General features: G+C 36.8%; 11 protein-coding genes. 9 read left to right on the top strand and 2 right to left on the bottom strand.

Features of this window, described 5'->3' with window-relative positions; genetic code table 11:
- Nucleotides 1-583: 583 nt before the first annotated feature.
- Genes ACPUVN_RS17600 through rhlP form a run of 3 tightly spaced genes read left to right on the top strand, consistent with a single transcriptional unit; the run spans nucleotide 584 to nucleotide 2,218 of the window.
- A complete protein-coding gene (locus ACPUVN_RS17600; RefSeq protein WP_426359010.1) occupies nucleotides 584-1,039 on the top strand; it encodes a GNAT family N-acetyltransferase in 456 nt (151 codons plus the stop codon).
- Nucleotides 1,040-1,090: 51 nt separating this feature from the next.
- A complete protein-coding gene (locus tag ACPUVN_RS17595; RefSeq protein ID WP_426359011.1) occupies nucleotides 1,091-1,333 on the top strand; it encodes a hypothetical protein in 243 nt (80 codons plus the stop codon).
- Nucleotides 1,334-1,387: 54 nt separating this feature from the next.
- A complete protein-coding gene (rhlP, locus tag ACPUVN_RS17590; protein WP_426359012.1) occupies nucleotides 1,388-2,218 on the top strand; it encodes a rhombotarget lipoprotein in 831 nt (276 codons plus the stop codon).
- Here the strand turns inward: rhlP and ACPUVN_RS17585 are convergent.
- A complete protein-coding gene (locus tag ACPUVN_RS17585; RefSeq protein WP_426369543.1) occupies nucleotides 2,208-3,128 on the bottom strand; it encodes an ornithine cyclodeaminase family protein in 921 nt (306 codons plus the stop codon). The two genes, rhlP and ACPUVN_RS17585, sit on opposite strands and share 11 nt — an antisense overlap.
- 109 nt (nucleotides 3,129-3,237) lie before the next feature.
- The gene (locus ACPUVN_RS17580; protein WP_426370583.1) at nucleotides 3,238-4,182 is read right to left on the bottom strand and encodes a LysR family transcriptional regulator; all 945 of its coding nucleotides are present in this window, start codon (nucleotides 4,180-4,182) and stop codon (nucleotides 3,238-3,240) included.
- 118 nt (nucleotides 4,183-4,300) lie between these two features.
- Between ACPUVN_RS17580 and ACPUVN_RS17575 the strand changes: the two genes are divergently transcribed.
- The 6 genes from ACPUVN_RS17575 (at nucleotide 4,301) to ACPUVN_RS17550 (ending at nucleotide 14,289) form a co-directional block, all read left to right on the top strand.
- Nucleotides 4,301-5,470 (top strand): efflux RND transporter periplasmic adaptor subunit, encoded by a 1,170-nt coding sequence (locus ACPUVN_RS17575; protein ID WP_426369542.1) that lies wholly within the window; start codon nucleotides 4,301-4,303, stop codon nucleotides 5,468-5,470.
- Between the two features lie 9 nt (nucleotides 5,471-5,479).
- Nucleotides 5,480-8,635, top strand: a complete 3,156-nt coding sequence (locus ACPUVN_RS17570) for an efflux RND transporter permease subunit (protein WP_426359016.1) — start codon at nucleotides 5,480-5,482, stop codon at nucleotides 8,633-8,635.
- The gene (locus tag ACPUVN_RS17565) at nucleotides 8,628-10,040 is read left to right on the top strand and encodes a TolC family protein (RefSeq protein ID WP_426369541.1); all 1,413 of its coding nucleotides are present in this window, start codon (nucleotides 8,628-8,630) and stop codon (nucleotides 10,038-10,040) included. Before ACPUVN_RS17570 ends, ACPUVN_RS17565 begins: the two co-directional genes overlap by 8 nt.
- Nucleotides 10,041-10,043: 3 nt before the next feature.
- Complete coding sequence (locus ACPUVN_RS17560; protein WP_426369540.1) at nucleotides 10,044-11,072, top strand: zinc-binding dehydrogenase; 1,029 nt, start codon at nucleotides 10,044-10,046, stop codon at nucleotides 11,070-11,072.
- 234 nt (nucleotides 11,073-11,306) lie between these two features.
- Nucleotides 11,307-12,947 (top strand): EAL domain-containing response regulator, encoded by a 1,641-nt coding sequence (locus tag ACPUVN_RS17555; protein WP_426369539.1) that lies wholly within the window; start codon nucleotides 11,307-11,309, stop codon nucleotides 12,945-12,947.
- A gap of 16 nt (nucleotides 12,948-12,963) precedes the next feature.
- Nucleotides 12,964-14,289 carry an HD domain-containing phosphohydrolase gene (locus ACPUVN_RS17550; protein WP_426369538.1) on the top strand — a complete coding sequence of 442 codons (1,326 nt, stop codon included), beginning with the start codon at nucleotides 12,964-12,966 and terminating at the stop codon, nucleotides 14,287-14,289.
- The last annotated feature ends 4 nt before the right edge of the window (nucleotides 14,290-14,293 follow it).

Below are 14,293 nucleotides of genomic sequence, written 5' to 3'. Positions count from 1 at the left end.
GCATACTCCCACCTACATTTATTTTAGTCAACAATTTTTTGGGTATAAAAAACACACATAATACGACTTAAAATTATTAAGAAGTCTTCAAATGAATTGATACATGATGTTAAAGCAACATAAAAAATACATTAACAAATCCTTATTTTTACATTGTTTTTCAACAAGATATAAACCGTCTGCAATTAATAAAAATAGAAGAATAAGTCATAAAATTAAAAAGTCTAAATGTGTATAAATATGTCTGTAATTTATGTTTCTTCGGCTGGATTATTCCAAAATAAAAGACAAAAAAGGTTTTTTTGTCTCTAATATTCAGTATCGAATGATGATTTTTAGTGTAGCGAAATGTTATTTATATAAGATAATGCTAAGAAAAGACTGATGACTAAATGGGTTTAGTCTATTTTATTAACCCTTTATATTTATGAGTAAATATTAAGCATAATTTGTTATTAGTTTTACTTTTAATAATAGACTTGATTAAGGAAAGTGAATAAATAACTATGCTTTCTACTGCTTAATTGTAAACTCTATAAACAGATCGATGAATGCTTCTCTGAAACAAAAATTAGGTGCAAACATGGATATACGTGTTGGTGAATTAAGAACCGAGCAAGTAATTGCTTTACTACAAGCGCATCATGAAGATATGTTAAAACATTCTCCTGTAGAAAGTGTGCATGCATTAGATTTAACAGGCTTAGAAGCGTCTGATATCACCTTTTTTAGTTTGTGGATCAATGAAAATCTTACTGGAATTGGTGCTTTAAAAGAACTTGATAGTGAGCATGGTGAAATTAAATCTATGCGCACATCAATGAATTACTTACGCCAAGGCATTGCACACCAGCTGTTAGAACACATTATTAAACAAGCCAAAAGTCGGTCATATAAACAGTTAAGTTTAGAAACAGGTACTGCTGATGCTTTTTTACCTGCTCAAACTCTCTATCGCCAATTTGGTTTTCAAGAATGTAAGCCTTTTGCACATTACAGTTTAGATCCCTATAGTATGTTTATGACTAAAGCGCTGTAATAAAAGTCGCCTCTCAATTTGAATGAAAAATCACACACATAGGAAAGTCGAATGAGTATATTATTAGAATTTGTCCCAAGCCTTTTCGTCGCACTCGCTTTTGATTTTTTACTTTATAAAACAGGTGCTACTCTTTTAGGTTTTGCTTCTTTTAGCGCATCGAAGAATCAAACCTTAAATTATAGCGAGTTCAAAGCAGCTAAAAAGAAATCGAATAAAGGTTACCTTCTGCAATATATAGTGGGCATTTTGTTTTATGCACTTATTATTGTTTCAATAGCTTGGCTTAACTGAATAATTCGTTGAGAAAATAATTAAATAAGACATTTAACATCAAAAGGAATATCGATGATTTCTAGAATAATAACCATGCTGATAGGAATAATGTTATTAACCTCATGTAGCACGTTAATGAGTGATTATACCGGTAAGAAAACACAATCTAGCAGCTTGATGGATTTTTTATATCCTAATAAAGAAAGCCGCACAGAGCATAAACAAGAAATTCCAGTATTAGCCTTACCTGTAAAAGTGGGTTTAGCTTTTGTGCCATCAGAAGATTGGCAGAGCAATGGCATGCACGGTAAAGATCAAGTTGAGTTGCTTGAGAAAGTAAAACAACAATTTCTTAAATACGATTATATTGATCGCATCGAAATTATCCCAAGTACTTATTTAAATGGTGGTGAAGGTTTTACTACGTTAGAGCAAGTAGGCAGACTATATGATGTGGATGTTATGGCTTTAGTTTCATATGACCAAGTGACTCAGTCATTAGAAAATAATGCAGCACTACTGTATTGGACCATAGTGGGTATGTATGTGATCCCTGGAAATGAAAATTCGATACAAACCTTTGTAGATACTGCGGTATTTGATATTAAAAGTAAGAAAATGCTTTTTAGAGCGCCTGGTATTAATAAAATAGAGAAAAGAACCACAGCCGTTGGCATTGATGACACTATGGCAGAAAAGTCGCTTGAAGGATTTGGTTTGGCAGTCGCTGACATGACCACCAATTTAGATGCAGAACTGGCTCAATTTAAAACGAGAGTGAAAGAAGAAAAAATCGCTAAAGTTGAACACAGAGCCGGTTACAGTGGTGGTTCATTGCATTATTATTTCTTAGCTTTGTTACTTGTAGCCCTTACAAGAAAGCTTTTTAAACTCACTTCTTAGCTTTCTCCATAATATATAGCGCGGTCATTAAATCTAAATGAGCGCCACCACCATTTTTAAAGAGTGTGATTTCTGTTTCTGATTTACGACCTTGTTGGTTATTACAAAGTTGGTAAAAGTCAGCAATCACATCTTCTTCTTTAATAACGCCATTTTCTATAGGCATAGCAAGTTCGCCAATATCATGAATAGCGGTTGAACGTGAATCGACGAATATGCGTGATTTAGCAATTAAATCATCATCGGCTTCGCGCATATCGGGTCGGTAAGCGCCAATTAGATCAACGTGGGTTCCTGCCTTTATCCAATCACCTTTGATAAATGATGCTGTCGACATTGTTGATGAAGAAACAATATCAGCATTACTTAATGCTTCAGGTAAGCTTTCAATGGCAATAGCGTTTTTCTCTGCCGCTAATTCTTGTGCTTTTGCGAAGGTACGATTCCAAACCTGCACTGTTTCTAGCTGAGGAAATAGTGCGCGGTAAGCGTCTATCATGGATGAAGCAACAGCGCCTGCTCCTATAATAGTTAATACTTTGCTATCAGGTCTTGCGAGTAATTTAGCTGCAAACACTGAGTCCCCTGCTGTTTTCCACTTGGTGACTAAGTTGCCGTCTATAAAGGCTAATGGTTGTCCATTTTCATCATCAAACAAGGTAAAAACCGCTTGTACGTTGGGTAAAGCAGGTGAGCGATTGGCGTTATTTGGAAATATCGTAGCTGTTTTTACACCTATACCTTTACCTTTGATCCATGCCGCTCGGTTTAATACTGCATTGTCACCTTGTTTAAATAATATATCGTCGATATCTGCTTGAGGCGCTTGATGGCCTTCATGTAAAGCATCACAAAGTTCTGACCAAGATAAGTTATTTTTAACATCTTCAGCATTTATGAAAACAGGCATGTAATTGAAATCCTTTAGGTAAAATTGAGATGGATTAAAACACATCTCATCTATTTGTGTTGTGACAATTGATCGCTCAGCGTACTTTAAGCTCTGTGATCTTTAGAGATTACCCTTGATATAACTTATCAAAATTCGGGATCGCACTTTCCCAAATAGGGGTTTCTTTACCTAAATGATCTTTTACGGCATCAAAAAACAAACGTGTTCTCACAGGTAAATCTCGGTGCGGATATAAAGCATATAAATCATTGTAATTCTTCAATTTCACATGAGTAAGAAAAGGTACTAACAAGCCATCTGTCACCTCATTCTGTACTAGCAAGGCAGGCGCTAAAACAAATGCAGTGCCTGATAACGCTTTAATTAACAAAGCTTCACCATCATTACATCTGAAAACACTTTTTATCTTTTGCTCGCAAGTTTCATTTTTTTCGTTGAAGTAATGAACGCTATCAATTTTCATGTGTTGGCTGGCATAACTTGCGGCTGGATAGTTGATCAGATCTTCCATCGACTCTGGCGTACCGTAGGTTTCAATAAACTCAGGTGCAGCAAGTAATACCAATCTATTACGGGCAATTTTACGAGCAATGAGAGAAGAGTCTTTTACCTCACCTACTCTAAAAGCTAAATCGAAACCGCCAGATACAATATCCACTAATTGATCATCTAAATACAACTCAACTTCTACTTGCGGAAAGCGTTTTTGAAAGTCATTAATTATAGGCTGAATATAACGTCTACCAATATTAATTGAAGTGGTGATTTTTAACATACCGCGAGGTTCGCGGTGATAATTTTCAGCCAGTTGAATGGTATCGCCAAGCAGCGCTCTTAACTCTTCGGCTTTTTTTACCATTTCTGCGCCAGCAGCTGTTAACGAAAACGAGCGAGTTGTTCTATTTAATAGCCGAACACCCAGCTCATCTTCTAAGCGACTTATCTGTTTTGATATAACTGAACGGTCAATGTTTCTGTACGTTGCCGCTTTTGCAAAGGAACCCCTTGCTACAACGTCTAACAGTAAAAGTAATCGACTACTTGTGTCCATATTGCGCTCATTGGTTATTTCTATTGGTGCAATTTTGGCACCAATGAATGTTAAAATCCATTCTTTTTCTCTACACATAAAGTCCGTATGATCACGTCATTATCCTAGGAGTTTTATAATGTTCAAATATCTATTCGTTTCTGCCCTATTAGCGTTAACTATTGTTCTTTCAGGTTGTGAAGAAACAGCATCGAAAGAAGCCGCACAGCAACTTCATCAACCAATTGATGTGGCTGAAGTTTTAGTTAAACCCGTGCAAAACTGGCACACCTATACAACACGTCTTGAATCACCAGAAGAAGTGGCTTTAATGCCAAGAATTTCAGGTGTTATTAACCATATTGATTTCATCGAAGGCGATAAAGTTTCTCATGGTGACTTATTATTTCAACTTGATGGACGTCCTTTTGAAGCGATTGTTTCAAGTTTAAACGCTCAAGTTGTTAGTGCTAAAGCTGCGTACGAGCAAGCGAAAAGCGAATCAAAACGTGCGGTTAAATTAGCAGAGCGTAACGCTATTTCAACGGAAGAAGTTGAATCACGTAAATCAACATTACGTCAACGTGCTGCACAAGTTGCTGCCTTAGAAGCTCAAATTGTAGCGGCTGAACTTGATGTAGAGTTTGCTTCTATTCGTTCGCCAATTGATGGTGTTATCTCGCGCGCTAATATTACTAAAGGTAATAACGTTATTGCGGGTCAAAGCATTCTTACGTCAATTGTTTCTAATAAAAAAATGTACGCTTACTTTGATATTGATGAGCGGACATGGAACCAATCATTCAGCGACGTTACGGCAGAAAGCAAGCAACACGTTGTAATGCAAAAAGTAGGTCAAAAAGATTTTGCTTACGGTGGTCATATCGATTTTATTGATAACCGTATTAATCCTTCTACAGGTACTTTGCGTGTTCGTGCTGTTTTTGAAGATGATACTAACCAATTACGTACAGGTTCTTTTGCTCGTATTAAAGTAGCGGCTAATGCCATTACTGAACAAATTATTGTTCCTGCTAGAGCTATTGGTACAGATTTAGAAAATAACTTCATCTTAGTGGTTAATGCAGATAACGTTTTACAGTACCGCCTTGTTGAAGTGGGCGAGCGTTACGGTAAATTACGTGCGATCACTTCAGGTTTAGTTGAAGGTGACATTATTGCTGTAAACGGTCCTGCACGTGTAGGTCCAGGTATGACAATTACACCAAATAACGTAACGATTGATAGTGATGGCATTGCCTTTACATTAGGTTCGATTGATACCACTAACTTAATCGCTAAGTACTAAGGTTTAAGAATGAAGTTTTCACATTTCTTTATAGAGCGCCCTATTTTTGCGGCGATGCTGTCTCTTATTATTTTAATTGGCGGCGGTATTTCATTATTTCAATTACCGGTAAGTGAATACCCAGAAGTAGTACCTCCAACAGTTGTTGTTACAGCTAACTACCCAGGTGCTAACCCTACAGTAATAGCACAAACCGTTGCTACACCATTAGAGCAAGAGATTAATGGTCTTGAGAACATGTTGTATATGGCTTCTCAAGCAACAGGTGATGGTCGTTTATCTTTAACGGTAACGTTTGCTTTAGGTACAGATTTAGACCGAGCGCAAACCCAAGTTCAAAATAGTGTAAACAGTGCTTTACCGCGTTTACCTGAAGAAGTGCAAAGATTAGGTGTAGTAGCTGAAAAATCATCACCAGATCTAACAATGGTTGTTCATTTATTCTCTCCTGAAAATACTCATGACACAGCCTATTTAGCTAACTATGCTGACTTATACATTAAAGACCAAATAACCCGCTTATCTGGCGTAGGTGATTTTAGGCTTTTTGGTGGTAGCCAATATGCAATGCGTGTTTGGTTAAATCCAGATGCCCTATCTGCACGTTCTCTAACTGCAACAGATGTATTGACTTCATTACGTGAACAAAACCAACAAGTTGCTGCTGGTAGCTTAGGTGCACAACCTTCAGCCAATGATAACCAATTCCAAATTTTATTAAATGTAAAAGGTCGTTTAACTAGCATTGAAGAATTTGAAGACGTTATTATTAAAATTGGCGATCAAGGGCAGATAACTCGCCTTAAAGAGGTAGCAAGAGTTGAGCTTGGACAAAGTAGTTACTCACTACGTGCTTTACTTGATGGACAACCTGCATTAGCGATGCCTGTATTTCAACGACCTGGAGCAAATGCTATAGAGCTTTCAGGGGAAGTACGCGAAACCATGGAACGACTATCTAAAAACTTCCCGGCTGGTATTGAATACGACATTGTTTACGACCCTACCGTATTTGTTCGTGGCTCTATTGACGCAGTAATAACCACCTTACTTGAAGCGATTGTACTTGTAGTTATTGTTGTAATTTTATTCTTACAAACATGGCGTGCTTCTATTATTCCACTCATAGCTGTTCCTATTTCATTAGTAGGTACATTTGCTGTTATGCAGTGGTTAGGGGTTTCAATAAATACCTTGTCTTTATTCGGACTGGTACTCGCCATCGGTATTGTTGTAGATGATGCCATTGTTGTTGTAGAAAACGTTGAACGAAATATTGAAAAAGGCTTAAGCCCACTTGAAGCAACACGTGTTGCTATGACTGAAGTAACCGGACCTATTATTGCCATTGCTTTAGTGCTTGGTGCTGTATTTATTCCTACAGCATTCATTTCAGGCTTATCAGGACAATTTTATAAACAGTTTGCTTTAACCATTACTATTTCAACCTTTATTTCAGCATTTAACTCATTAACATTATCGCCTGCTTTAGCGGCTATTTTATTAAAATCTCACGATACTAAACCAGATAGATTAACGCGTATATTAAACAAGTTATTTGGAAAGTGGTTATTTGAACCTTTCAATCGCGTGTTTGAACGTGGCGCCAAAGGTTACGAAAAGCTTGTTAAAAAACTGCTTCGTATGGGATTAATTGTAGGTATTGTTTACGTAGCCTTGCTCGGCGGTACTGTTACATTATTTAACCAAGTACCAAGTGGCTTCATACCCGTGCAAGACAAACAATTAGTTATTGCTATTGCTCAATTACCTGATGCTGCCAGCTTAGATCGTACAGAAGCAGTTGTTAGAAAAATGGAGAAAATAGCCCATCAAATACCGGGTGTTTCACATACAGTAGCTTTTCCTGGTTTATCAATAAATGGATTTGCCAACTTACCTAACAGTGCCGTTATGTTCACTCCTTTAAAAGACTTTTCAGAAAGACAAGGTCCTGGTGAGTCAGCTGGAGCTATTGCCGCTAAGCTTAATAAAGAGTTTATGGCAATTGATGAAGCATTTGTTGCTGTATTTCCACCACCACCAGTTCGTGGTTTAGGTTCAACAGGCGGCTTCAAATTACAGCTAGAAGATCGAGAAAACAAAGGTTTTGAAGTATTATTTAATAACCTACAAAACGTTATTAAAAAAGCAAATGCAGACCCTGCATTAACTCGTATGTTTTCAAGCTTCCGTATTCAAGTACCACAAATGGATATTGATATTGATCGCGAACAAGCATTAATTCAAGGTATACCTTTAGATGAAGTATTTGATGCCTTACAAGTTTATTTAGGTTCAGCCTATGTTAACGACTTTAATATGTTTGGCCGTACTTATCAGGTAAATGCACAAGCTGATACTGAATTTCGACAAGATCCAGCACAAATATTGAATTTAAAAGTGCGCAATCGCCAAGGCAATATGGTTCCATTAGGTTCAGTATTAACAGTAACTCCAACAATTGGTCCTGATCGTGTCATGCATTATAACGGTTATCCAAGCGCAGAACTTAATGGTAGTGCTGCTCCAGGTTACAGCTCAGGCCAAGCACAAACGGCTATAGAACGTATTTTAGCTGAAACCTTAGAACAAGGTATAAGTTACGAATGGACGGATGTTACCTACCAACAAATATTAGCAGGTAATACAATGGTTTACGTATTCCCGTTGGTTGTACTATTAGTGTTTATGGTACTTGCTGCACAATATGAAAGTTTACGTTTACCACTTGCGATTATTTTGATTGTACCAATGACCATTTTCTCAGCTTTACTAGGCGTTTGGTTAGTTGGTTCAGACAACAACATATTTACTCAAATAGCCTTAATTGTACTGGTCGCCTTAGCCTCCAAGAATGCCATCTTGATGGTAGAGTTTGCTAAAGATCAGCATGACAAAGGTTTATCGAATGTTGATGCGATTATTGAAGCTTGTCGTATGCGTTTACGTCCTATCTTAATGACGTCTATTGCCTTTACTGCGGGTGTTGTACCGTTAGTTTTAGCAACAGGTGCAGGTTCTGAAATGCGCCATGCTATGGGTAATGCGGTATTCTCGGGCATGATTGGTGTTACAGTTTTCGGTTTATTATTTACACCAGTATTTTATGTTTTACTGAGTAAAAGTAAAAAAGATAAAGCTGAGTTAACTGAAAATGTTTAGTTTAATCACCTCAATTAAAAGTAAGTTTGCTGTTAGTCACTTACTTTTCATTTCAATTTTACTTGCAGGTTGTGCAAGTAAAGTTGATGAAGCTAAGCAGCACCAACTTGTAGAAAGCTTTATTGAACGTGCTGATATTGCTTTTAACTTAGCGAGTGCGAGTGAATTGAATTGGTGGCGCCAGTTCAATTCTGCTGAGCTTAATGAATTAGTACAAAATGCATTAACAACAAACCACGACTTAAAAACGAGTCAGTTAGAGTTGAAAGGCGCTCTAGCTCGATTAGGCGCTCAAAAAGCAGAATACTTACCGCAAGGTGGCTTCACTATTTCAGCGACTCGTAGTGGCGTAGATAGTGTGATTACGCGAGAATCTAGTGGTACTTTAGGTTTAGATTGGCAGCTTGATTTATTTGGTCGCGTGACAGCATTAGTTGATGCAGCTAACGCTTCAGCAATGAGCCAAGCTGAACAACTAAGGTTGTTGAAGATAGAAATAGTTTCTGGCGTGGTTAAAGGCTATATAAACTATCAAGGAAATATTCAGAACCAGCAGATTATTTCTAAGCAAATTACCGCGTTAAAACAAAGTATTGATGTACTTGAAGCTCGTGTTGAAGAAGGTGTAGCAAGTGAGCTTGATCTTAATCGAACCAAAGCTCAGTTAAGCCAGCAACAAGCTTTATTGCCTGACATTATTTATGCGCAATACAGCAACTTAGCTGCCATTGCTTTATTAACGGGTAAATTAACGAAAGAAATTTCTCTTAGTGAAACTCAAGGTTTATTCGATACGCCAATTGAAGTAGCGATTGCTGATGCAAATAACGCTATCGCGTTGCGCCCTGATATCAATCAAGCGTTATTAAACTTTAGCCAAGCTTATTCGTTAAGTGTTTCTGCAAGCAAAGCTTTGCTACCAAATATTAGCTTAAGTGGTTTTGCAGGTGTGTTAGGCTTAGACAATACACGTTTGGTAGATACACAGCAGCAATGGCAAGTGTATCCACAAATTGAGTGGAATTTATTGAGTTACCCAGCTTTATTAGCACAAAGAGATGCGCAATCGTTTTTAAGTGAAGCCGCTTATAGTGAATATCAGCAAGTTGTTCTTGAAGCGATTAATGAAAGTGAGCTTTCTTTACAGTTTTTAGTTAAGCAGTCAGATATGCAGAAGTTTGCTAAAGCACGCTATAAATATGCGAATTACGCATTTTTACAAGCAGAGGTTATGTACCAAGAAGGTCAAATACCTTATTTAGAATTATTAGATGCAAGACAGGATGTTTTAGTTGCAGAAAAAAACAATATCGACTCAGCTATCTCATCTTTAATTGCGAAAGTATCTACATACCAAGCATTTAATGGTAGCTGGAGTCAGAAGCTAGCAACCAACGAGCAGTAGAATATGAACTCTTCTAACGAAACATTACAACTTTGTGATTTACCTGAAACAATGAAAGCCATTGTATTAGAAAGTCCAAGCGAAACATTCGCATTACAAGAAGTAGAATTACCGCTTCCTCAATGTGATGACAACGAAATACTAGTCAAAGTTGAATTTGTTGGTCTTAACCCTTTAGATGCGCAATTTGCTAAAACAGGTTTCTGTAAATGGCAATACCCGCATATTTTAGGGTTAGATGCTGTAGGCACTGTAGTACAAGCTAATAAAGGGCAATTTCCTAGCGTTGGCGATCGCATTATGTGGCATTCAAGCCTAGCGGAACAAGGCGTATTAAGTGAATATGCCAAAGTACCTAATTTTGCGGTTGCACTAATACCTGAAAACCTTCCATCTGAGACCGTTGCTGCTGTTCCTTGCTCAGGTTTATCTGCTTTAATTGCCGTAGAAAAAATACAAATTAATGAAGGTGATAGTGTTTTCATTGATGCAGGTGCAGGTGCTGTGGGTCAATTTGCTATTCAATTAGCAAAACAACGTGGTGCAGACGTTTTTACGATGGCTTCTAAACATAACCATAAACTTGTGAAGAAGTTAGGCGCAGATGCAGTTTTTGATTATAAAGATAAAAAATTATGTGAGAAAATTACAACAGCGCTTGGTCCTCAAGGGTTTGATGCCGTTATAGATACAATAGGTGGCGACTCAACCCTAAGAAATATTGAACTGATGCGTTTTTGTGGTCGTATTGCTTGTTTGAAATCATTACCTATTTTAACACCTGAATTAATGTTCCGAAAAGCACCAAACATTAGTATTGTATCCTTAGGCGGAGCTTGGCTAGCTAACAGTTTATGTGCGCAACAACGTATGAGCTTTATGAATAATCAGTTGCTTGAAAGTATAGATAATGGTGACATAACCGTACCCAAAATAGCACACGTGAGTTTCAATGCTGAAGCGATCACTCAAGCCTTACATCACCAACTCGATGGTGGTTTTACTGGTAAACAGATCGTAGAAATAATCTAAACTCTTCCTACCTGATCAAACTAATCAAATATAATCAGCAGAATTTAAACATCCTGCTGGTTTAATGCTCACATATAAAAACAACGTTTAAAATATAAAAGTTCCTACCTTTTCCTTTCATAATAAAATATTTTTCTCGCTTAATGGCATAATATTTAACTTCGACTACAGTTAATATGACCTTGTTGAATATTATTTTTTTGTTCTACAATTAAGTTACTTACAGGAACAAATATGCATTATGAAATTCTTTTAGTTGATGACGAAAAATCTGTAACCAAAGCATTAAAACGAGTTTTAAGACACGACTTTTCTACCGTACATGAAGCCCAATCCGCTGCAGAAGCTTTGATTATTTTAGAAAACAATCAAATTGATGTAGTGATCTCTGATTATCGTATGCCTGAGGTAAACGGCAGTGAGTTCTTAACTCAGGTACATAGCCTTTATCCTGACATTTTAAATGTCATGCTATCTGGGCAAGCCGATATGGAAGGTTTTTCAAAAGCGTTAAATGATGGTTCTATCAGTAAATTTCTATGTAAACCTTGGAAAAATGATCAGTTACGATCATTCATGCAAGATACTATCAAAGAACATGAGTCCAAGCGTAATCACGATACATTAACGTTAATTCCCACATTAAAAATGTTTAAAGAACAAATTAAACATTTAGGTTTGAATGAATTTAACGGAGCTTGTGTGGCTTTGCTGAATCTTCAAAATTTTTCTGCCGTCAATGAAACCTATAGCTATAAAGCAGGCAACAAAGTACTCAAAGTTATCGCTAGACGCTTAAGTATGATGTTTCCAGAACATATAATGACACGGGTAGAAAGTGATATTTTCGCTATCGTCTTTCAAAATGAAGGCAGTTTAAGTAAAGACGCCAATGCATTATTGCGAGTTATTTCAACTCCCATAGGTATAGATGAGAAAGAAATTGAAATTTCTGGTTTCGTTGGTATTACATCAATAAATGATTGGAAAACTGATCTAACAGCAAACCTTGAACGTAATATTAAGTACATGCATACCTTAGTAGACGATAAACAAGAAATAGTCTTTTGTCCTCCTCAGCAAGAAGATAAATGGTTTAACAATGCCAAGCTTATTAGTGAATTGCAAAGTGCGATAAAGAACAACGAGTTAAGCTTACATTATCAGCCACAAATTGACCTTAGTGTTAATAAAGTCACCGGTTGTGAAGCATTGATACGCTGGATCCATCCTGAGCTTGGATTCTTAACACCTGACAAATTCTTACCATATATAGAACGCTATAATTTAGCTGATGATTTGTTAGCTATGATTTTAGATCAAGCCTTTAGTTATATGTCGGCTGAACCAGCATTATTTAAAGATATAACCATGAGTATTAACTTGTTTGCCAGCCAATTAGGCAATCCTAAGTTGACACAAATTATTATTGAGAAGCTAGCGCTATATCAGATCACTGCTTCATCTTTAGAGCTAGAAATAACAGAAACAAGTGTTGTTAAAAGCTTTCAAGAAACTCGCGAACAACTGATTACATTACGAAGTTTAGGCATAAAGATAGCTATCGACGATTTTGGTACTGGCTACGCTTCTTACGAATATTTATGCGAATTACCTATCGATGTTGTAAAAATAGATGGGTGCTTCATTAAAGGTATGAATACAAGCTTAGAAAAAGCCACAGCATTGAATAATATTATCGCAACAGCTACCACCTTATCCCTCGAAATTGTGGCTGAATTTGTTGAAGAAGAACACCAAGCCACTGCACTCACTCAAATGGGATGTAATAGGTTACAAGGTTATTGGTTTAGCAAAGCGATAAATTGTAATGACTTTACCGGTTTTGCCTTGCTATTTAGTAAAAAAGATTAACATTCAGTGAGAAGTGATGACTGAAGCCATGATCGATAAACAACAAAAAGAAACACTCCCTGAAAACTCGTCATTAAAGCTATTACTGCTTGATGATGAAGAAGATATAATCAACGCGCTAAAAAGATTATTACGTAACAACTACGAAATTATAACCTTCAGTAAAGGTTGTGAAGCTATTGCTTACCTAAACGAAAACCATGTTGATATTATTATGTCTGACATGCGAATGCCTAAAATGGATGGTGCGGAATTTTTAGCTCATGCCAGAGATATAATCCCTAATGCTATCCGTTTATTACTCACTGGCTATAGCGACATGGATTCAACGGTAAAAGCCATCAATGATGGCGGCGTTTACACTTACATTAGCAAACCCTGGAACAATCAAGACTTAAAGCTAACGCTAGAAAAAGCCTCAGAACATTACCTTCTCAAAAAAGAAGCTAAAAGACTGAATGAAGAAGTAGCAAAAGCAAACAAAGAACTTGAGATATTTAATCAATCTTTAGAATTAAAGGTAGCCCAAAGAACTAAAGCCTTGCAAGCCAGCACAAAGAAGCTAAAAAATACGCTGCAAACTCAAAAAGAATTATTTTTTGATGTTTTAGATATGATGTCTGCCACGATTGAATATCGTACTGGCTTCAGTGCAGGTCATTCAAAACGTATTGCAATTCAATGTAAAACCGTAGCAAAAAGCCTTGGATTAGATGATATAAACTGTCGACGTATTTACCTCTGCGCTCTGTTACATGAGATAGGCACAGTCGGTCTTTCTGATGACTTACTACAAGAAAGTACATTAGGCTCAGGTAAACTCGACGATTTACTAGTTACTCACCCTATGATTGGCGCTGAAATTGTAGGTAAGGTAAAACGCTTTGCTCCATTAACCGATAACATACTGCATCAAAACGAAAATATTGATGGAACAGGTTTACCTAAACATCTTTCAGGAGATGATATACCTGTTGGTGCACGCATTATAAGAATTGTTAAAGATTTTGATTTTTTAATTGCCGGCAAAACTAACGAAAAAAGAATGTCGATCACAAATGCATATGCTTGGATGAAAGAACGTGCTGGCATTTGGTATGACCGTAACATTTTAAATACATTTATTGATTTACTCGGTAACCGTGAATCTGATGACAGTGAAATGGAGTTCAGTATTGGTGTTGAAGCCTTAAAACCAGGTGACAAATTATTAGAAGATTTAATCTTACAAAATGGCAATGTCATGCTAAAAGCTGGTCAAGAAATTAACTCTATCATGATAGATAAGTTAAAAGAATATGAAAGAACACACAATACTAAAGTAACGCTATTTATCGCCTAGGAGA

The sequence above is a fragment of the Pseudocolwellia antarctica genome (assembly GCF_049933045.1).
GTDB lineage: Bacteria > Pseudomonadota > Gammaproteobacteria > Enterobacterales > Alteromonadaceae > Pseudocolwellia.
The sequence above is the reverse complement of the archived record's forward strand: the minus strand, read 5'-3'. Positions and strand labels throughout refer to the sequence as shown.

Coding starts and splice junctions, on each gene's coding strand:
- ACPUVN_RS17600 (WP_426359010.1), top strand. CDS start 584: ATGGATATACGTGTTGGTGAATTAAGAACCGAGCAAGTAATTGCTTTA.
- ACPUVN_RS17595 (WP_426359011.1), top strand. CDS start 1,091: ATGAGTATATTATTAGAATTTGTCCCAAGCCTTTTCGTCGCACTCGCT.
- rhlP (WP_426359012.1), top strand. CDS start 1,388: ATGATTTCTAGAATAATAACCATGCTGATAGGAATAATGTTATTAACC.
- ACPUVN_RS17585 (WP_426369543.1), bottom strand. CDS start 3,128: ATGCCTGTTTTCATAAATGCTGAAGATGTTAAAAATAACTTATCTTGG.
- ACPUVN_RS17580 (WP_426370583.1), bottom strand. CDS start 4,182: ATGGACACAAGTAGTCGATTACTTTTACTGTTAGACGTTGTAGCAAGG.
- ACPUVN_RS17575 (WP_426369542.1), top strand. CDS start 4,301: ATGTTCAAATATCTATTCGTTTCTGCCCTATTAGCGTTAACTATTGTT.
- ACPUVN_RS17570 (WP_426359016.1), top strand. CDS start 5,480: ATGAAGTTTTCACATTTCTTTATAGAGCGCCCTATTTTTGCGGCGATG.
- ACPUVN_RS17565 (WP_426369541.1), top strand. CDS start 8,628: ATGTTTAGTTTAATCACCTCAATTAAAAGTAAGTTTGCTGTTAGTCAC.
- ACPUVN_RS17560 (WP_426369540.1), top strand. CDS start 10,044: ATGAACTCTTCTAACGAAACATTACAACTTTGTGATTTACCTGAAACA.
- ACPUVN_RS17555 (WP_426369539.1), top strand. CDS start 11,307: ATGCATTATGAAATTCTTTTAGTTGATGACGAAAAATCTGTAACCAAA.
- ACPUVN_RS17550 (WP_426369538.1), top strand. CDS start 12,964: ATGACTGAAGCCATGATCGATAAACAACAAAAAGAAACACTCCCTGAA.